17 protein-coding genes are annotated in these 19,976 nt (G+C 44.6%); 7 read left to right on the forward strand and 10 right to left on the reverse strand.

Annotated features, from left to right (window positions below):
- The 7 genes from modA to AC59JT_RS16775 form a co-directional block, all read right to left on the reverse strand.
- The gene (modA, locus tag AC59JT_RS16745) at nt 1-777 is read right to left on the reverse strand and encodes a molybdate ABC transporter substrate-binding protein (RefSeq protein WP_497401053.1); all 777 of its coding nucleotides are present in this window, start codon (nt 775-777) and stop codon (nt 1-3) included.
- A gap of 107 nt (nt 778-884) precedes the next feature.
- A complete protein-coding gene (locus AC59JT_RS16750; RefSeq protein ID WP_497401055.1) occupies nt 885-2,111 on the reverse strand; it encodes a DUF6515 family protein in 1,227 nt (408 codons plus the stop codon).
- A gap of 144 nt (nt 2,112-2,255) precedes the next feature.
- Nucleotides 2,256-2,825 (reverse strand): thiamine diphosphokinase, encoded by a 570-nt coding sequence (locus tag AC59JT_RS16755; protein ID WP_497401057.1) that lies wholly within the window; start codon nt 2,823-2,825, stop codon nt 2,256-2,258.
- A gap of 128 nt (nt 2,826-2,953) precedes the next feature.
- Complete coding sequence (pafA, locus tag AC59JT_RS16760) at nt 2,954-4,636, reverse strand: alkaline phosphatase PafA (protein ID WP_497401059.1); 1,683 nt, start codon at nt 4,634-4,636, stop codon at nt 2,954-2,956.
- Between the two features lie 82 nt (nt 4,637-4,718).
- Nucleotides 4,719-5,816 carry an acyl-CoA dehydrogenase family protein gene (locus tag AC59JT_RS16765; protein ID WP_497401062.1) on the reverse strand — a complete coding sequence of 366 codons (1,098 nt, stop codon included), beginning with the start codon at nt 5,814-5,816 and terminating at the stop codon, nt 4,719-4,721.
- A gap of 2 nt (nt 5,817-5,818) precedes the next feature.
- The gene (gene pnuC, locus AC59JT_RS16770; RefSeq protein ID WP_497401064.1) at nt 5,819-6,448 is read right to left on the reverse strand and encodes a nicotinamide riboside transporter PnuC; all 630 of its coding nucleotides are present in this window, start codon (nt 6,446-6,448) and stop codon (nt 5,819-5,821) included.
- A gap of 115 nt (nt 6,449-6,563) precedes the next feature.
- Nucleotides 6,564-8,954 carry a TonB-dependent receptor gene (locus AC59JT_RS16775; protein WP_497401066.1) on the reverse strand — a complete coding sequence of 797 codons (2,391 nt, stop codon included), beginning with the start codon at nt 8,952-8,954 and terminating at the stop codon, nt 6,564-6,566.
- Between the two features lie 322 nt (nt 8,955-9,276).
- Here AC59JT_RS16775 and AC59JT_RS16780 point away from each other — a divergent pair, with 322 nt between their 5' ends.
- The 4 genes from AC59JT_RS16780 to AC59JT_RS16795 all read left to right on the forward strand — a co-directional run bounded on the left by AC59JT_RS16780 (nt 9,277) and on the right by AC59JT_RS16795 (nt 13,219).
- A complete protein-coding gene (locus tag AC59JT_RS16780; protein ID WP_497401068.1) occupies nt 9,277-10,344 on the forward strand; it encodes an acyltransferase family protein in 1,068 nt (355 codons plus the stop codon).
- Nucleotides 10,345-10,415: 71 nt separating this feature from the next.
- Nucleotides 10,416-12,161, forward strand: coding sequence for an aspartate--tRNA ligase (aspS, locus tag AC59JT_RS16785; protein WP_497401070.1), 1,746 nt, complete (start codon nt 10,416-10,418; stop codon nt 12,159-12,161).
- Between the two features lie 84 nt (nt 12,162-12,245).
- Entirely contained in the window at nt 12,246-12,698 is a 453-nt protein-coding gene (locus AC59JT_RS16790) for an FKBP-type peptidyl-prolyl cis-trans isomerase (RefSeq protein WP_497401072.1), read from the forward strand.
- A gap of 41 nt (nt 12,699-12,739) precedes the next feature.
- The gene (locus AC59JT_RS16795) at nt 12,740-13,219 is read left to right on the forward strand and encodes an FKBP-type peptidyl-prolyl cis-trans isomerase (RefSeq protein WP_497401074.1); all 480 of its coding nucleotides are present in this window, start codon (nt 12,740-12,742) and stop codon (nt 13,217-13,219) included.
- A gap of 3 nt (nt 13,220-13,222) precedes the next feature.
- Here the strand turns inward: AC59JT_RS16795 and AC59JT_RS16800 are convergent, their stop codons facing one another.
- Nucleotides 13,223-14,752 (reverse strand): serine hydrolase, encoded by a 1,530-nt coding sequence (locus AC59JT_RS16800; protein WP_497401076.1) that lies wholly within the window; start codon nt 14,750-14,752, stop codon nt 13,223-13,225.
- A gap of 144 nt (nt 14,753-14,896) precedes the next feature.
- On the opposite strand from AC59JT_RS16800, the gene AC59JT_RS16805 reads away from it, so the two are divergent.
- Nucleotides 14,897-17,077, forward strand: a complete 2,181-nt coding sequence (locus AC59JT_RS16805; RefSeq protein WP_497401078.1) for a S9 family peptidase — start codon at nt 14,897-14,899, stop codon at nt 17,075-17,077.
- 71 nt (nt 17,078-17,148) lie between these two features.
- Here AC59JT_RS16805 and AC59JT_RS16810 read toward each other — a convergent pair whose 3' ends face one another.
- Together AC59JT_RS16810 and mutY are read right to left on the reverse strand one after the other, a co-directional pair.
- The gene (locus AC59JT_RS16810) at nt 17,149-17,565 is read right to left on the reverse strand and encodes a single-stranded DNA-binding protein (protein ID WP_497401080.1); all 417 of its coding nucleotides are present in this window, start codon (nt 17,563-17,565) and stop codon (nt 17,149-17,151) included.
- A 25-nt stretch (nt 17,566-17,590) separates the two neighbouring features.
- Nucleotides 17,591-18,634, reverse strand: coding sequence for an A/G-specific adenine glycosylase (gene mutY, locus AC59JT_RS16815; RefSeq protein WP_497401082.1), 1,044 nt, complete (start codon nt 18,632-18,634; stop codon nt 17,591-17,593).
- A gap of 174 nt (nt 18,635-18,808) precedes the next feature.
- On the opposite strand from mutY, the gene AC59JT_RS16820 reads away from it, so the two are divergent.
- Together AC59JT_RS16820 and AC59JT_RS16825 are read left to right on the forward strand one after the other, a co-directional pair.
- Nucleotides 18,809-19,108 (forward strand): HU family DNA-binding protein, encoded by a 300-nt coding sequence (locus AC59JT_RS16820; protein ID WP_497401084.1) that lies wholly within the window; start codon nt 18,809-18,811, stop codon nt 19,106-19,108.
- 11 nt (nt 19,109-19,119) lie between these two features.
- The gene (locus AC59JT_RS16825) at nt 19,120-19,962 is read left to right on the forward strand and encodes a tetratricopeptide repeat protein (protein WP_497401086.1); all 843 of its coding nucleotides are present in this window, start codon (nt 19,120-19,122) and stop codon (nt 19,960-19,962) included.
- Nucleotides 19,963-19,976: the final 14 nt, after the last annotated feature.

Below are 19,976 nucleotides of genomic sequence, written 5' to 3' on the forward strand. Positions count from 1 at the left end.
TTATTGTGTGCGATATCCGTATTGCTCAAATATACGCCTTGCTTCGGCACTCAATAAATAGCGGTAAAACTTTTGTGCTTCGGGGTTGCCGGCAGCGCGTTTTAATAATACCATGCCTTGTTGTATAGGTACATACAGTTTAGGGTCGACGGCTTTCCAAAAGAGTGTTGTTTTGTTGGCGGGATCTTTAACCAGCGATAAGGTGGTGAATCCAATTTCGGTTACGCCTGTGATTATATAGGTATTTACCTGTGCTATGCTTTCGCCAAAAACTATCTTTTTTTCAATATCGTCCAGTATGCCCTTTTTCAATAAAGCTTCCTGCGCGGCCTTGCCATAAGGGGCTATACTTGGGTTTGCTAACGCGATTTTTTTTACCCGGCCGGTAAGCAGGGTGCGTGGCCAGTTTTCAAGGCCGATATCCTGGCTGCTGCAAATAATTAAACTGCCGTAGGCATATACCACGGGCACCGCGGTGCTTAAGCCATCTTTAAACAAAGCGTTAGGGAAATCCATATCGGCCGACAAAAAGATATCAAAAGGTGCCCCGGCTTTTATTTGGGCCACCAATTTGCCTGATGAACCAATGATAGGTTCGATGACCACTCCTGCCCTTTGCTTGTAGTCTTTCTGCAGAGCTTCCATTACCCCCTGTAAATTGGCGGCAGCGGCAATCCTTAAGTTTTGTGCCGAAGCGGACAGGCTCAACAATAACGCAATGGATAGGCACAAACCCGTAGATAATAGCCGGCGATAAACAGTAAGCAGCAAATTCATGATATAAACCTATCAATTTTAATGCTAAATAGGAAAGCCACTACAGTATATCAATAAAAAAGGGCGAAGATCAATAACCTTCGCCCTTTAAAATATGCTGTGTTTTACTATTGTTTTGGTTGCGTTACTTCCTCTTCTTCGGGTACGCCGGCTACTCTATAAACTTTGTTACCTTCGCTATCAACCGCATCCTGGAAATGATATCCATCAGGTGTTATGTAATATTTCTGGCCGTTCAGCTTAATGATCTTGTACTCGTATGGTAAAGCATCAACCAGTTCGCCTATTTGTAGTGGTGGTTCGTCGGCAAGCGGGCCATCGGTATTCAGTTCGCCGTCTTTACCGGCAATTTGGTACAGTATGCTGCCGTCATCCTGTTTTATTGGCTCATAATAAACACCGTTCGACTCATAGTACTGTACGCCATTAATTACAATTGATTGCGCATCATCCGGTAATGATTTAATAGCTGCACCAATTGGTGGCGCCACTACGCTGTAATTGTTGGCATCGGCATTACGCTGGTAGTACAAACCATCGCTGTAATAATATAATGAAGGCCCGTAATAAAACGGATAATAGCCATAAGGCAGCGTATTTAAACTAAAGCCCAACTGCGGCGCATAATAAGTGCCGTAGTAACCACGGTTACGATAGTAAAACCCTTGCGGACGAACCGTAATTTGGTTTTTACCATACTCCAAACCCGGATAGCTGCGGTAATAATAAGATTGCTGGCCCTGGCGGTAACCATTACCATAACCACTTCCGTAGCCGTTACGATTGCCATAATATCCGCCATTATTGTTACGACCGTAGTTGCCGTTGTTACGGCCGTTATAGCCGTTTTGACCTTGGCTACCACGTTGTGGCGCGCTGTTATTATTGGGGTTGCGCGATGTTGCTACGTTTGGCGCGGCATGCTCGGCACCACGTGGCTGCCCGCTGCCCCAGGTAGTAACCTGTTGCTGATCGGGACGCATGCCTTGTGGCATATTACGTTGTGGCGATGGCGCGTTATTGCTTTGCACACTACCACGTTGCGGTGGTGGCGTATAAGTTTGCTGTTGTGGTGCTGGCGCGCTACGTTGTGGCGGCGGGGTATAAGTTTGTTGCTGCGGGGCCGGCGCGCTTACTTGTGGCGGGGTGTAAGTTGGCCTTGCTACCTGCGGCGCGGCCTGTGCCGGCGGCGGCGTGCTGGCCTGTTGTGTTGAACCACCACCTCCGTTAGCTTGCTGGCTGCCACGTTGCGCGTGGGCAGCGGTGCTTAATAACAATAAGGCGCCAAAGGCTATCCTCATCGCGTTGTTATTTATCTCTTTCATCTTCATCATCGTATTATAAATGGCCGGGCATTGTTACACACCCTTGTTGCTTTTTTAGACTAAAAGTTTAGCAAAAAGTTTAATGTAAAGGTACTAATAAACGATGCGTTTTTATTTACCGTATAAGTCGCAAAAAATGTTGCAAAATATGCGCTAAATACCCTCTGCGATAAACAAATAAGGCTCATCAAACTGCAGGCTGAAAAAGCTGTCGGCAAGGGTTTCGAAGCGATTATCAGTAAGCGCCCGCAGGCCGGTATGGCTTAGTTTTTTTGTGGGGGATAAGATTGATATAAGCTCGCCGCCCGGCTTCCATTTACTAAAGCCAGGGGTAACGGTGTATATTTTCTGCTGATCGAAGAATATCACCAGGTTAATTTGTGTAGCGAAGCTGAGATAATCTGCCATATCAAATTCATCTGTAACTACATTAACTGCCGGATAGCCTGCCGTTAGCATGTAGCTAAGTGCGGCTTGCAAAGTAGCCTGCCCACCGGTGGGTAAATGTTTAACGTCTGATTGTAGTTGCGGGTCCACTTCGTCGGCTACTACCCAATCTACTTTAATCCCTTGCGCATTTAACTTTTCGGCCATTAATGGCGTGGCAAAAACAGATGGGCTCCACTCTAATAACTGCCCTAGCTGCTCGTCATCAAAGTTATCAAGCCCTAATACCAGTAAGGCAGGTTCCTGTTTTTCGCGAACAATGTGGTGAGATGACATAGGACCGTTGATTTATTTGATTTGATGATTGCGTTGATTTTTTGTTGTTGATGGCAAAGTAGCTAAATAAAAATGCCATTTCAAACCGGGGTTCGAAATGGCATTTGATTATTATTTCTGAAAGAAAATTATTTTTTAATAACCTCGTCGACCGCTTTACCTATTGAGCCATTTGGTGCCTGTATGTGCAGCAGGGCGGCAATAGTAGGTGCAATATCCGTCATGTTGGTTGGGCGGGCAATAGCGCCATGGTTAATGCCCCAGCCGAAGAATACCATTGGTACGTGGGTATCATACGGGTTCCAGGCGCTGTGCGTGGTACCGGTTGGGTATTTACCATTGCTAACGCGACCTGTTAGTCCATTTGGTTTTAAAATGATCTGGATAACGCCACTGTTTTGAGCATTGTAACCATTTACAATTTGCTCGCGCAGTAATTGCGGTACAGCAGCGGTAGCTGCTTTTTTCATATCTACCACAAATTGTATTTCGTTTTGCTGCTCCAGGTATTTGATGCAATCAGCTTTTATGGCCTCTTCATCCAGCTTGTTAGCTCTAATAGCTACATTGTTCAGGTTTACCTGGAAGTTGCCTAAGTTCAATATCAGTTTGGCTACTTTGTATTTGTCTTCCAACAGCTTGTTCATATCGCGTAAGGCAGTTCCACTATCCCAAAGCGGAGCAGGTATGTTATGATCGTTTAAAAAGCCTACATTTTGCACAGCACCATGATCGGCAGAAAGAAATACCGTGTATTGACCCTTGCCTACTTTAGCGTCAAGGAAACTGAAGAAAGCAGCCAGATCTTTATCTAAACGAAGATAAGTGTCTTCTGTCTCGATAGCGTTAGTGCCATATTGGTGGCCAACATAGTCGGTTGATGATAAACTCACCGCCAGGAAATCGGTCACTACATTGTTGCCCATTTTCTCGGCATTTACGGCAGCCATCGCCAGGTCAAGCGTCATGCTATTGCCGTAAGGCGTACTGCGTATCATGCCCATATTGCCTTTGTGTAAGGCTGACGTTTTGATAGGAAACGTAGCCGTAGTGGCGCCACTTAATTTACCCTCGTACTTGTTATCATCTTCAGTAGATTGCAGATAGGTGTTGATAGGATATAGCGTGTTCCAGTCCTTGTTTAAATAACTTAGTGGTACACCTTTGGCATTAAAATCCTTAACCCATTGCGGCAGGTCGTTCATGTAATAGGTGCTGGTTATCCAGGCACCATTTTTATCATCAAACCAGTAAGCCGCGTTCGCAGCATGGCCTGCGGGTAATATGCCACCGCGATCTTTCAAAGCTATACCAATAACTTTCGAGCGGAAGTTGGTAGCCAGTTTCAGCTCATCGGTAACTGTAGTAACCAACAAATTACGGGGCGACATTTTGCCCGCGCTTGAAGTGCTGCCTACACTTTGTACCGAAGTATCGCCGGCGCAGTACATATTTTTACCGGTAGCCTGTATGGTAAAATCGTTACCCGCAATACCATGTATCGCCGGAACCGAGCCCGTGTAAATTGAACTGTGACCGATAGCCGTAACCGATGGCAGATAATTAATGTAGGCGTTCTCGCAGCTAAAGCCTTCGCTAAGCATGCGTTTAAAACCGCCTGTGCTGTAACGGTCGTAATAACGGTACAGGTAATCCCAACGCATTTGATCAACCACTATACCTACCACCAGCTTAGGGCGGGGTAAAGTAGCCGTGGCGGGTGCAACCGCGGTTGTTTTTTTCTTGGTTTGAGCGTTTGCGTTAACAACAACACATGCGCCTAACACAAATAACAAGTGTTTAATTTTCATGATTGGAGGATAAATTGGAAAAGCCAATATTACACATTTTAACTTTAAAAGCTATTTAAGCCAGCGTTAACATAGCGTAACCTCATCGCCCTTCGGCAAAGGTTAATAAAGCATGCTGGCTCGCGGTATGTATATCGCGCCATACCCTGTTTACCTCCGTATCCGGCGATGCTGCCTGCAAACCACAGTAGGGATACAGTATATTAACCGTTTGTTCGGCCTGTTTGGCCAGGGCCAGGCTGGTTTTGGTAACCTCCTGTAAATGCGCCTCGCTCATATCAGTCCATGAGTTATCTACAGCCGTAAAAAAATTGTTACGTAATCCGTTCACCAGGTTGGTTTGGGTTGCCAACACTCCGTCAAGCTCAATTTTTTGCGCGGCGGTTACGCGTGGTTTTTCTTTTCTTTCCTCAAAAATGCGCTCACAAAGCTCCATAAAATGCAGGGCCATGCCCGATAGGTTTACCGCCAATGTAGCCTCGGCTAGTTGCAGGAACGGATATTGATAAAGCAGCCCCTTAACTTCGGCATAATTAGGGTCTATATGGAAGTATCGGTCATCAGCCACATGAAGGTTCTCGATAGAAAAAGAATGACTGCCTGTAGCCACCATGCCGATGTATTTCCAGGTCGGTAGCAGGGTGACGTCTTTCTTGTCGACAATGAAAGGCAAAACCCAAGGCTTGCCTTTATGATCAAGCACAACTTCGCCGTCTTTTTCGATGGTACAATTCGCAGTAAAATGTGTGGCATGGTGCGCCCCGCTGGCGTAGTTCCAGGTACCGTTTAAAATGTAACCGTTGGTGGCAATGCTTGCAGTGCCGCTAACGGCCCCGCTGCCGGCCAGGCAAACTTCCGGGTCGGTAAATATTTGAGATGCTATTTTGGGCGATATAAATCCGCCGAACCAGCCCGCGCCGCTGCACAAAGTAAGCACCCAGCCCAGGCTGCCATCGGCCCAACTGGCGGCTTCCTGCAGGCGAACAAGCTCGGGCAAAGTTATTTCCAATCCGCCGTAAACTTTAGGTACTAAAAGCTTGAACCATTGTTCGCGGTATACTACTTTAAGTTGCTCCGGGTGGAGCATACCCAGTTGCTCGGCTTCGGCGGCGGTGTTACGGATGATGGCGACATCGCGCCCTTTAATATATGTTGAAGGATGTAAAATGGTAGTTTCCATAATTAAGCAGATGCTTTGTTATCCAACCTTTCTTTCTTCCAAATGGCCCGCCAATCAAAGAAACCGAATATCGCCACCACAAATAAAAATAGCGTAAGCACCGCAAACATTACCAGTTGCTTGTGCCATAATAGCGGTATTGCAAATAGGTTGCTGATGTTGAGCAATACCCAGTTCTCCAGTTTGCGCCTTGCTAATAGCCACATGCCTGCCCATGCTGTTGACGATACCCAGGCATCCCACACAGGCACGGTGGATGGCGTAAAGTTTTTAAGTAACAGGTATAAAATCCCCCAGCCTAAAAATACAATGGCTAAAGTGGCTACCCATTCGTTGCGTGTAGCGGTGCTGATCTTTACCGGCGGTGCATCTTTTTTCCTGATCCAGTGCACCCAGCCGTAAATGCTCATTACCAGGTAATACAGGTTAAGGGCCGATTCGGCATACAAACCCGCCGTGGTTAAAATAGACATGCTTAAAACAATGCCCACTATCCCCGCAGGGTAAAGCAAAATATTATTAACCCGCGCCAGCAAAACTTCGGCTACGCCAAACGATACGGCTACCCACTCTAAAACGGTGGTTTGCTGTAGTTGACTGATGAAGAGATCGATGTAGGGTTGGATGTTCATTTACATAATAAATTATGTCATTTCGACGAGGAACGAGGAGAAATCTTATACGCCTTGCTACTTAGCAGAATGTATAAGATTTCTCGCTATCGCTCGAAATGACAGACTTATTTCTTTAAAACCTAACATTAACCGACGCCAAGAAATTAGCCGGTGCCTGGGTAAAGAAATAGTTATAGTTATCAATTTTACCGCCCGAAATACCCGGGTAAGTAGCACCGTCCGACGCATATTTAACGCTGAATATGTTATTTACCAATAAACCCAGGCCAATGTTTTTAACACCACGTACGCTGAAGTTATAATTCAGGCGCACATCGTTTACAAAATAGCCTGCTAACGATCGGCTTTGGGTTGATGTGTTATCCAAATACTGGCGGCTAACATATTTGCTGATAAAGGCAATTTCGGCATTTTTTACAGGTGCGTAGGCAATAGTACTTCCGCCGATAAAACTTGGCGAATAGGCTATATCTGTTTTGCTGTATTGGGTTAACTCCAATGCGTCGGTATCATAGTTATACAAATACTGCTGAAAGTTTTTAACCTTATTGGTGCTTAACGACGCATTAGCCAGCCAGGTTAAAGGCTGCGCGATCTTTACACGGGTACTTAGCTCAACACCGGCACGGTAGCTATCGTCAACATTGGTACGTATAGCGCCGCCCACGTCGTTTAATGATCCGGTTAGTATCAGTTGGTTTTTATATAGCATGTAAAAGCCGTTAATGTTGGCGCTAAACTCCGGCGAGCCAAAACGGTAACCTGCTTCAAAATCATTCAGGGTTTCGTGTTTAGGGCGGCTATCCGGCGATGAGTTTGTAAAATCATTACGATTAGGCTCGTGGTTACCCCTGGCAAACGATGCGTATATATTGCTGTTATCAGTTACATTAAGGGTAAAACCTACTTTAGGGTTAAAAAAGTCGAGTTTAGCAGCCTGCTGTACGTTGTTCAGGTTACGGTCGTACCCCAGGAAAGAGTAGTTGATGTGGCGGTATTGCAAATCTGCATAAAGAATGATATCACCTGCAGTATACTCGGCACGGCCAAAAATATTGAAGTCGGTTTTCTTAGCGTCATTGCGCGAATACTCATAACCTTGCGGGATATTGGTGCTTTGCTGCGTCCACTGGATATTATCAAAGTGGTCGCCTTTGTATTCGTTGTAAGCGCCGCCAAGTATAATGTTCCAGTTGCTTTTTGGGCGATAGTTAAAGTTGTAGGTAACGCCATAAAAATCGTTGGCTAACCAAAGCCGGCGTATCAGGTCGGTATTGGTAATAGATACACCGCCAATAACAACCGGGGTTAAGCCGTAGGCAGTAACTTCCTGGTCGTTTTTGTACTCCTCGTAATAACCAGAACCACGTGTATAGTGTAAAGCTCCGCTAAATGCCAGTTTGCTGCTCAGCTGCTGGTCGTACAACAGCTGGTAGTGTGTTTGGGTATAATTATCCGTTTGGTTATCATAAAACGTTTTGCTTTTTTCTATATAACCAACTTCATTATAACGGCGATCGCCTGCAATTACCCGGTCTTCGGGTACACCATTCCAGGCCTGGTAGGTTTTTTCGTGGCCCGAGAAAACATTTAATCGCAATACATTGCTCGCGCCGTAATAAGCAGTGCTTAAAAAGAATGAACGAAGGTCAGACTTAGCTCTTTCAATGTAACCGTCGGATTGGATCTTTGATAACCTACCATCTACACTAAAATGCCCGCCGAGCAAACCTGTACCCAGGCTTACGGTATTTTTTAACGTACCGTATGAACCGCCCGAGCTATTGATCTCGGCATAAGCCGAATCTTGCCGGGTATTGGTTTGTATATTAATGCTGGCGCCGAATGATGCCGCGCCGTTGGTTGATGTACCCACACCGCGTTGGATCTGTATACTATTAATTGACGAAGCCAGATCAGGCAGGTTAACCGAGTACGAGCCCTGCGACTCGGCATCGTTAATGGGTATGCCGTTTACCGTAAGGTTAATACGCGTACCATCTGATCCGCGAATGCGAATGCCTGTGTAACCGATACCTGCTCCCGCGTTTGAGCTTACTACCGTTGACGGCGTTTGCTCCAGCAGGTACTCAAAACCACGGCCCGAATTATTTTTGGCGATGTCTTTTTTGCTCAGGTTAGCAAAAGCCGTGGGCGATTTGGCCGATGCCCGGGTAGCATTAATAGCTACCTCGGACAGAACGGCATCATGGCTAAGTGCAAAATTGGAAGTAGTGTTGGTGTTTAATGTTATTGTTTTTTGTGATAGTAAGTAACCTACAAAGCTTACTTTAATGGTGTAGCTGCCGCTGCTTAGGCTTTCTAAGCGATAGTTTCCGTTTGCATCGGCAACGGTGCTTTGTTGTTGGTTTTGAATGCTGATGGTAGCGCCGGGCAGTGCTTCGCCGGTTTGCTGATCGGTGATTTTACCCGATACAGTGAGTTGAGCCGATGCCAAAACGGGCAACAGCAGGGCAAATAATGCCGCAAATAAATTTTTCAAAATGTGTAAAAAAAATAAAAATTGTTAAACCATCTGCCCACCAGGGTTGAATGTGCAGTACACTTAACTTTATTACCTCTCCCTACGCCGGCATTACCCGGATCAGGTGTATGTTGATCGGTTTCCTTGGATACTTCACAACAATGGGTTTGATCTCAGCCTGTCTTTCAGTTTGGTAAAATAACCTGCAGTTTATTTTATAACCAAAGCAAGGCACCCCTTGAGAATTATGAGGGCAAATATAGGTTTTGGTATCGACTAATAAACCCCAACGCTAAATTATTTAAAGCCATCTACGTAAATATGCTATTTTTGGAGGGCAATGAAACTCCTGAAACAGCTTGATTTAGATAGAAATAACAATTTCGACCTGCTTCGTTTTATAGGTGCCACGCTCGTTGTTTTTTCACACTCATTCCTGGTAACAGGTAATTTTACAACCGAGCCATTATTTAATTATACCAGGAACAATCTCGACCTGGGTGCCCTGGGAGTAGCCGTTTTTTTCTGCATCAGTGGGTTTTTAATTACCAAAAGTTTGGTACGCCAACGCAACTTAACCACATTTATCGCCGCCAGGTGCCTGCGCATATTTCCGGGCCTGATTGTAGCAGCATTATTTTGTGCATTGGTGATAGGCCCCCTGTGCACAACACTATCCCTGCCGGCATACTTTACAAATGGCGCTGTTTATGATTTTATTTGGCGGCACGCGGCTCTTATCAATTTTCCGGATAGTTTGCCTGGCGTGTTTTACAATTTGCCTTACCCCAAACATGTAAACGGCCCCATCTGGACATTGCCGGGCGAAATTTTACTATACGGCGTGGTGCTTTTGGCCGGCATTTTTTTATTCCTTTATAAAAGGCAATACAAAGCCATAAGCGCATTGCCGGTAATTGTATTGATAGCCCTTTGTTTTTGGGTTGCCCGTTTCCAGGATTGGTATTGGGGGTATTTTCAAGGTTGGCTGTACATGTTCGCTTTTGGCGCGGGCTATTTTTTGCTTCGCGATAAAATAATTATCAGTATCCGTGTATTAATTGCACTACTCCTCATACTGGCGCCGGTTACCTATTTAAATATGCCTCATAATTTCAAACTCTTTCGTTTTGTATTGGCTTACGCGATATTTGTGTTTACTTATCACCCGTTGTTGCAGTTTAAAAAGTTTCATAAACTGGGCGATCTATCCTACGGTTTATATATCCTTGCTTTTCCAATACAACAAATGCTTAGTTTAAAGCTTCCGGGACTCAATCCGGCGTTGCATTTTGCTATCAGTTTTACACTGGTATTTCCGTTGGCATGGCTATCATGGCATTTTGTCGAAAAGCCCATGCTCAAATTAAAACCGTCATCATCTGTAGCCGCAGGCGGCGGCAATTAAATTTGCAAAGCTTTACCTTTCGCCTTTCACCTCAAAACACTACTTTTGCAAACTTTACAAAATACACAACTATGCTACGTACACATACTTGCGGCGAATTAAATATCAGCAATTTAGGCCAGTCGGTAACTTTATGCGGATGGGTGCAGAAATCGCGCGACCTGGGCGGTACCACATTTATTGATGTGCGCGACCGTTATGGTTTAACCCAATTGGTGTTTAATACCGATACCAGCGACGCTATACGCGAAGCCAGCCGTACCCTGGGTCGTGAGTTTGTAATTAAAGTTGACGGTACCGTAATTGAGCGTACCAACAAAAACACCAAGATACCTACCGGCGAAGTTGAAATTGCAGTTAGTGGCCTGGAAGTATTGAACGCGGCCAAAATACCGCCATTCCTGATTGAAGACGAAACTGATGGCGGCGAGGAGCTGAGAGCGAAATATCGCTACCTTGACCTGCGCCGTAACCCTATACGTAACAACCTGGTGTTACGCCACAAAATGGCCCAGGAAGTACGCAAGTATTTAGACGGCCTTGATTTTATTGAGGTTGAAACCCCGGTACTGATCAAATCAACCCCTGAAGGCGCACGCGACTTTGTGGTACCAAGCCGCATGAACCCCGGCGAGTTTTATGCTTTGCCGCAGTCGCCGCAAACATTTAAGCAGTTATTAATGGTGAGTGGCTTTGACCGTTATTTCCAGATCGTAAAATGTTTCCGCGACGAGGATTTACGCGCCGATCGTCAACCGGAGTTTACACAGATAGACTGTGAGATGGCTTTCATCACTCAAGAAGATATCCTGAATATATTTGAAGGCTTAACCCGCCACTTGTTTAAAACAGTAAAAGGTGTTGAGTTTAATGATTTCCCGCGTATGCAGTATGCTGATGCGGCACGTTTATATGGTTCAGACAAACCGGATATCCGTTTCGGGATGCAGTTTGTGGAATTAAACGACGTAGTTAAAGGCAAAGGCCTGGGCATTTTTGACAACGCCGAACTGGTTGTTGGTATCAACGCCAAAGGTTGTGCCGAGTATACCCGTAAGCAAATTGATGAACTGACCGAATGGCTAAAACGCCCGCAGATTGGTGCAACCGGCATGATCTATTGCCGTTACAACACCGATGGTACCTTAAAATCATCAGTCGATAAATTTTACAGTGAAGACGACCTGAAAAACTGGGCAACCGCTTTTGATGCCGGGCAAGGCGACTTAATGCTGGTATTGGCCGGCACAACCGATAAAGTGCGCAAACAGTTAAACGAGTTACGTTTAGAAATGGGTAACCGTTTAGGCTTGCGCGATAAAAATACTTTCGCACCGCTATGGGTGCTAGACTTTCCGCTGCTGGAGTGGGATGAAGAAACAGAGCGCTATCACGCTATGCACCATCCGTTCACATCGCCAAAACCAGAAGATATTGCACTGTTAGATACTAAACCGGGTGAAGTACGAGCAAACGCCTATGACCTTGTAATAAACGGTACTGAAATAGGCGGCGGCTCAATTCGTATCCATGATCGTGCTTTGCAAGCCCTGATGTTTAAACATTTAGGCTTTTCGCCTGAAGAAGCGCAGAAACAGTTCGGCTTTTTAATGGACGCATTTGAGTATGGTGCACCTCCACACGGTGGTATAGCCTTTGGTTTTGACAGATTGGCTTCTATTTTCGCGGGGCTGGATTCTATCCGCGATGTGATCGCATTCCCTAAAAACAATTCGGGCCGCGATGTGATGATCGATTCGCCATCAACCATTGCCGATGCGCAATTGAATGAGCTTAAAATTAAAACAGCACTCTAATTATTATCCGCGAAAGCGTTAAAAGAAGTTAAATTTTAACCGCGTATAATTTTTATATATAATTTCGTTATTCAGAGTATAAATATGAAAAAATACCTTTTGTTGTTAAGCTTGCTGATTATTGGCTTGTCGTCGTGCGAGAAAGTTGATGTGGTAGCCGAACAAATAGCGATAGATGACGCCAAGATACAGGCTTATATAAAGGCAAATAACATCACCGCCACCAAAGATGCGTCCGGCGTTTATTACCAGATCATTAATCCGGGAACCACGCCTAATCCAAACCTGGCTTCAACTGCACAGGTAACTTATACCGGCAAATTTTTAAATGGTGAAACCTTTGACTCAGGCAGCGTTGTTAACGTTAAATTGTCCGGAACTATAAAAGGCTGGCAGGCTGTTATGCCTAAAATAGGTACCGGCGGTCGTATCCTGTTTATCGTACCCTCTACCAAAGCTTATGGCTCAAACGCGTCAGGCAGCATACCTCCAAACTCGGTATTGGTGTTTTCGGTAGATTTGATAGGCTTCTACTAAACAATATTTGATCAAGACAGCAAATAACAGTTACAGTTATTATGAAAAAATACTTTATACTTTCCCTTTTAATAATCAGCGTGGCATTTTCATCATGCCGTAAGGTGGTTAACACAACCGCTTACGAATTTAATGCAGAAGCACAAGCGGCCGAAGATGACGCCAGCATAAAATACTATTTACTTACCAATAATATAACAGCAACCAAAGATCCGTCGGGCCTTTATTATGTGATACATAACCCGGGTACCGGCGCACACCCTACAGTAAACTCAAGCGTAACTATTGCTTACAAATTGATGCTGGTTGATGGTACCGTAGTTGAAACTAAAAACAGCATCAACTTCCCTAAACTGGCCGACCTGGTAAAAGGCTGGCAAATTGGCTTACCAATGATCGGTAAGGGCGGATCGATCACGCTTTACATACCTTCCGGTTTAGGATACGGTAACCAGGAAGGTAGCATCCCTGCCAATTCTGTGCTTATTTTTGATATCAGCTTACAAGGCTTCGTAAACTAAAACCTAGTTTACTTTTTTAAATTCGTAAGGGTCCTGCTCAACAAAGTCGGCAACTTTTACGCGTACGCTTGTTATCCGCCCGTTTTGTACCGTAAACGGGAACACGGATTTACCGTATATAGGATCTGAAAACACGGCATAAAAACGATTTCCACCCAAAGGTTGCATGCGCACATACATTTTTGGGTGGTGTTCAAAGCGCATTTCCAGGTCGTTACCTTCGCCACGGGTTATAGTGGCATCTCCATACAGGTCATTGTGATATTTACCCGTATAGTTATTTACAGATTGTGCCGGTTGTAGTTTCAGTGTGGTCGAATCGCGTAGCTTTTTATTAGCCAGGTTTTTAGCAGTTGTATTGTTTTTATAGTTTGCCAGGTAGCTATCGCTGTAATTGCGGAAAGGCATCTTGAAATAGGCATCCAATATCTCCCAACGCAGGGCTTCATAAAACTGGTTCTCGTCGGTATTGGTCAATATAACAATGCCAAGGTTATCCTGCGGCGATAAGGTTACTGATGACACATAACCATTTACTCCGCCATCATGCATCACCAGGCGATGCCCTGAATAGTCCTGCAAAAACCATCCTAAGCCATATAACTGATAGTTGATCTCGCCGTTTAAATGGCTGCTGCTGCCCACAATACTTTGCGGCTGGCGCGTTGCCTGTATGGCTGATAAGGGGATAACCTGCCTGGCGCCTACTTTGCCATTATCCAACAAAGCCCTTACCCATTTACCCATATCATTGGCTGATGAGGAGATGCTGGCCGCCGGTGCCAGCCCGTCTAACTGGCCATAAGGTATAGCCGTTAAGCGTTCATCAACCAAAGTATGTGCTACGGTACGGTTTAATGCTTTTGGCAGGTCGGCAGTTAACGCCAGGGTGTTGGTCATGCCTATGGGAGCAAATATTTTCTCCTTCATAAATGCTTCCCAGGGCTGTACAGCTACTTTTCCTAATATTTCGCCTGCGGTTAAAAATGCCGCGTTGCAGTAACCCCATTTGGTGCGGAACGGGTAAGGGGCTTTTAAATGCCCCAACTTCTCAATAATTTGCGGGCGGGTGTAGTTACTGTTAAAGAATGTAAAATCGCCCTGGAAGGTTTTATAACCCAGGCGGTGGCTCAACAAGTCGCGAATATTAGTCTGGTCGGAGGCCGCTTTATTGTCCAATTTAAACCATGGTAGATATTTGGTTACAGGGTCATTTAAATTGAGTTTGTTCTCAGCTTCCAGCATAGCCAGGCCTGTGGCAGTAAAGGCTTTGGTGTTGCTGCCTATCATAAACAGGGTATTCTCGTCTACCTTGTCATTTAAGCCCAGTTCGCGTATGCCATAACCGCGCGATAGTATGATATAGTTATCCTTAATAATAAAAACTGCTGCGCCCGGTATGCGCCATTTGGTTAGGGCCTGGTTAATATAAAGGTCAAGGCTGTCGCGTATAAAAGCATCGCGGTTTACGCGTTGCGCGAAGGTTGTGCTTGCCAGCAAAATAAGACAGAATAACAGCCCTGTTTTTTTCATTTGTTTAACCATAGTGTATATATGCAACGGATAATTAAATTTGTGGTCTTATGGGTTTATTAAGATAACGTTAAACGCGCCTAAAAGTGCACATTTTATCCAAAATTTAAATAAGCCATAACCATTAACTGATAAATAAACTATATGAACATTAGCGTAAGACACTTACTACTAAACGCTGCCGCATTAATGCTGTTTGCCGGTGTGCAAACAAAAGCACTAGCTCAACGCGGCGGAGCCACCTACTGGGCCAAAGACGGCTACCAATACTACACCACGCAGGATGGTGAGATCGTTGAATTAGACACCCGCGACGCATCCAAAAAAACCGTTATCGTTACTAAAGCTATGCTTACCCAGCCGGGTAAAGCGCCTTTGGCTATCCGCAGGTTTACTATTACCGAGGACGGAAAAAAGGTACTGATAAACAACAACACCAAGCGCGTATGGCGCCAGGATAGCCGTGGCGATTACTGGGTGTATGATACCGAAGCTAAAACTTTAAAGCAATTAGGTATTGGCAAACCGGTATCGTCGCTGATGTTTGCCAAAATATCTCCGGATGGTACTAAAGCCGCTTATGTAAGCGAGCATAATGTTTATGTAGAAGACCTGGCAACAGGCGCTATTAAACCAATGACTACCGACGGCACATCGCGCCTGATAAACGGCACTTTCGACTGGGCCTACGAAGAAGAGTTTGGTTGTTTAGATGGTTTCCGCTGGGCACCGGATAGCCGTACGATAGCTTACTGGCAGATTGATGCCCGCAAGATCAAAAACTATTTAATGTTGAACACTACCGACTCGATATATCCGTACGTGGTACCGGTAGAATACCCTGTAGCAGGCGAAGACCCGAGCTCGGCTAAAATTGGTGTGGTTGAAGTAAGCTCGGGCAAAACAACCTGGATCAATGTTCCGGGCGATGCAGTGCAGCATTATCTGCCACGTATGGAGTGGACAAACAACCCGAACGAGATCATCCTGCAGCAACTAAACCGCGCGCAAAATGAAAGCCGCATTTTTATCGGCAATATATCAAACGGTACTACACGTGTTATCAGCTCAGAAAGCAATAACTCATGGGTTGATGTTAGAGGCACCTTTGGTAAATGGGATTGGATAAACAGCGGCAAACAGTTTATTTGGCTAAGCGAAAAAGACGGCTGGAAGCATATTTATAAAATAAGCAAAGAGGGGAAAGAAGAGCTGATAACCAAAGGTAATTATGATGTAATAAGCCTTACCCTGGTTGATGAAGCAGGCGGCTATGTGTACTATATCGCATCGCCGGACAACGCTACGCAGAAATACCTGTACCGCACTAAACTAAATGGCAGCGGTAAAGCTGAGCGCTTAACCCCGGCTAATTTACCCGGTACGCACAGTTATGAAATATCGCCTAATGGTAAAGTAGCCATACACGGCTTTCAAAACAGCTACACTGCTTCGGCCAGCGAAATCATCAGCCTGCCGGATCATAAACACATCAGCGGTGCCGAAATTAAGTTAAACGCCACCGCTAAAAACAAACCCGAGTTTTTCAAAGTAAAAACCGTTGATGGTATTGAAATGGACGGCTGGATGGTTAAACCAAGCAATTTTGATCCTGCCAAAAAGTACCCTGTTGTATTTATGGTTTACGGCGAACCCGCTACTCAAACCACTGCAGATACTTATAGCGCCGGCAAAAACCGCCTGTATGCAGGCAGTATGGCTGATGACGGATATATCTATATTTCTGTTGATGGTCGTGGCTCACCGGCGCCAAAAGGGGCTCCATGGCGCAAGGCGATTTATAAAAACATTGGTTTGATCAATATCCGCGACCAGGCGATGGCTGCTAAGGAGATATTGAAATGGCCTTTTACGGATTCATCTCGTGTGGCGGTACATGGCTGGAGCGGCGGCGGTTCGTCAACCCTTAACCTGATGTTTCAATACCCGGATATTTACAAAACCGGTATATCTGTAGCAGCCGTTGATGACCAGTTAACTTATGATAACATTTACCAGGAGCGTTATATGGGTGTGCCGATTGATGATGCCGGCAGAGCACCGTTTATCAAAGGCTCGCCGGTTACTTATGCCAAGAACCTGCGTGGTAACCTGCTATTGATACATGGTACCGGCGATGATAACGTACACTATAAAAACGCCGAGTTAATGATCAATGAATTGGTTAAGTATAACAAACAATTTCAATTGATGGCGTATCCTAACCGTTCGCATTCAATCTCAGAAGGCGTTGGTACATCATTGCACCTGCAAACTATGTTCACTAAATATTTAAGGCAGTATTGCCCTCCGGGAGGAAGATAGAGTTGCCAGAAAAAAAGGAAGCCCCGCTAAAACTAGCGGGGCTTTTCTTTTTTGGTTTGATATAGTTTTAATTAAAAAGGCATATTGTCCAGATCTTCCGGGCCGAAGCCGGCAGCGTCTGTTTTTGAGGATGACTGGCGGGTTTCGGGTTCGAAATCTGTTTTGCGGCCAAGCATGGTAAAGTTTTCGGCCACTACTTCGGTAGTATATTTTTTTACGCCCTCTTTGTCTTCAAAAGATCGTGTGCGTAATTTACCTTCGATGTAAACCAGTTTGCCTTTTTGCAAAAATTTAGCGGCCACATCGGCCAGGCTTCGCCATAATACTATGTTGTGCCATTCGGTTTGTTCAACCTTTTTACCGTCTTTATTAAAGGTTTCTGATGTAGCCAAAGGGAAACTGGCTACTGATACGCCGCCCTCTAAATAACGAACTTCGGGATCTTTTCCTAGGTGACCTACTAGTATTACTTTGTTTATTCCAGACATGGGGTTAAATGTACTCTCTTTATTTCTAATTTAAAATATTATCTAAAAATATAAAAATTACTTTAGGTAGGGCCACTTTTTTTAAATTTTCTACTTCTATGAAAAACCACTCTGGCGATATGCTTATAGGTTGTTTGCTTAAAATGATAAATCGCACGTACAAATGCTGGTGTGTTAGAATATGTTTTTTTATGGGAAAATTTTCGTTTAAGTTAATGTTGTTTCCGGCCAGGTCAATTGTTTCGGGCAATTCGGCTAGTTCATAAACGGTAAGCTGCGTTTGTGTTTCAATCAGCGGAAAATCATACATGTTGGCCCATATGTCCTTTTCATCACGCTTTTTCATCAGTACGCCACGCTCGTCCGTATAAACAAAATAGTTCAGAAAGCGCTCCCTTATTTTTACCGTTTTAAGTTTTATCGGCAAAGCGGTAGTGGCGTTATTTAAAAAGGCATAGCAGCCTTCCTTAACCGGGCAGGTACCGCAAGCCGGATTTTTAGGTTTGCAAAGCGTGGCGCCAAACTCCATCATGGCCTGGTTGTGCAGAGCCGGGTTTTGCCGGTTCAGTAAATCATTAGCCAGTTGCTGGAACATCTTCTTACCCTGCGTGCTGTTAATAGGCTCGCTAATGCCGAAATATCGCGCCAGCACACGGTACACATTGCCGTCGACTACGGCCCGCGCTTCGTTGGCAGAAAATGAGGATATGGCCGCCGCGGTATACTCGCCTATGCCTTTTAGTTTAATGAGCTCATCATATTGCTGCGGAAAAACCCCACCATACTCCTGCTGAACCAGTTGCGCCGTTTTAAGCATGTTGCGCCCGCGTGAGTAATAACCCAGGCCCTGCCATAGTTTTAGTATGTCGTCTTCGGGCGCGGCGGCAAAATGGGTAACGGTGGGATAATGTTCAACAAAGCGGTTAAAGTAAGGCAGGCCCTGCTCAACCCGGGTTTGTTGTAATATCACTTCTGATAGCCAAATAGTGTAGGCATCGGTGGTATGTCGCCAGGGTAAATCGCGCTTATTATTATGGTACCAGTTTATAAGTTCGTGGGCAAAATTCATGGGTAACAAAAGTAACTTATATGTGCCTAATTGTATGGCGTTTGTAAATATTCCACTACACTTTTAGCGCTAACGAAAAAAATGGTATAATAATTTCATTCTTTACTAATAAAGAGATACTTTTGCAACCCCAAATAAGTTAAGTAATTATATATTAATTAAGTAAAGTTAGATATGACTAAAGCAGAAATTATAACTGAGATCTCATCTAAGACAGGTATAGAGAAAGTTGATGTGCAAGAGACAGTAGAGGCGTTTTTCAAAGTGATCAAGAACTCGATGGTTGGTGGCGAAAACGTATATGTTAGAGGTTTCGGTAGTTTCGTTGTTAAAAAAAGAGCTAAAAAAACTGCTCGTAACATTTCAAAAAATACTGCTATTATAATCCCCGAGCATTTTGTACCTAGCTTTAAACCGGCAAAAACCTTTGTTGAGAAAGTAAAAACAGGTAACAAAGCATCAAAAGCAAAATAATTTTTAAACCGATGAAAAAAATCCAAATAGCTGTTATTGTAGCCGTTTTAGCGGTTATGGGCTATTTGTATGCACAACCGGTTAAAGGAATTAAATCAAGCGAAACCCATGATACGGCAACCGGCGCCCCTGGCGAACACACCGATGCCCATGTGGATGTAGCTACCGTATCAGAGCCTGCTAAAACTGCCATTGGCGAAGCTTTAGCAGGCCCTATTACTGAGCTGGAAGGCCAGTTAAAAGCAGCATCGACGGATGCCGATAAGATATCGTTAGAAAAAGAGTTGGCAAAACACTGGGACGATGTAAATCAGCCCGCGCCGGCAGCATTTTATTACCAGGCAATTGCCCGTAAAGATAATAGCTATGCCGCATGGTTAAACGCCGGCACCCGCTTTAACGATGCTTATAAGTTTAGTAAAGACACTATTTCGGCGCCTACGTTTGTAGCGAATGCTGTTGAAGCCTTTACCAACGCAAGCAAACTTAAGCCCGAAAGCCTTGAAGCAAAAACAGGTTTAGGTGTTGCCTATGTAAACGGCGGCGCCAGCCCAATGCAAGGTATAGCCTTGCTGCGCGAGGTAGTGGCTAAAGAACCAAACAATTTGAACGCTAACCTTAATTTAGGTTTGTTCTCCATGAAATCAGGCCAGTTTGATAAAGCTATACAGCGCTTTAAAACTGTTGTTAGTGTTAGGCCCGATTTTGAATCATACTTTTACCTGGCTGAAAGTTACAAGCAGATAGGTAATAAACCCGAAGCACTTGCGGCTTATAAAAAATGCAAAGAATTAATGCCTGATCCTACTTTCGGTCAGCGTATTGACGAGTATATAAACGAATTACAGAATTAACACATTTAAAAAAT

The sequence above is a fragment of the Mucilaginibacter sp. A3364 genome (genome assembly GCF_059690715.1).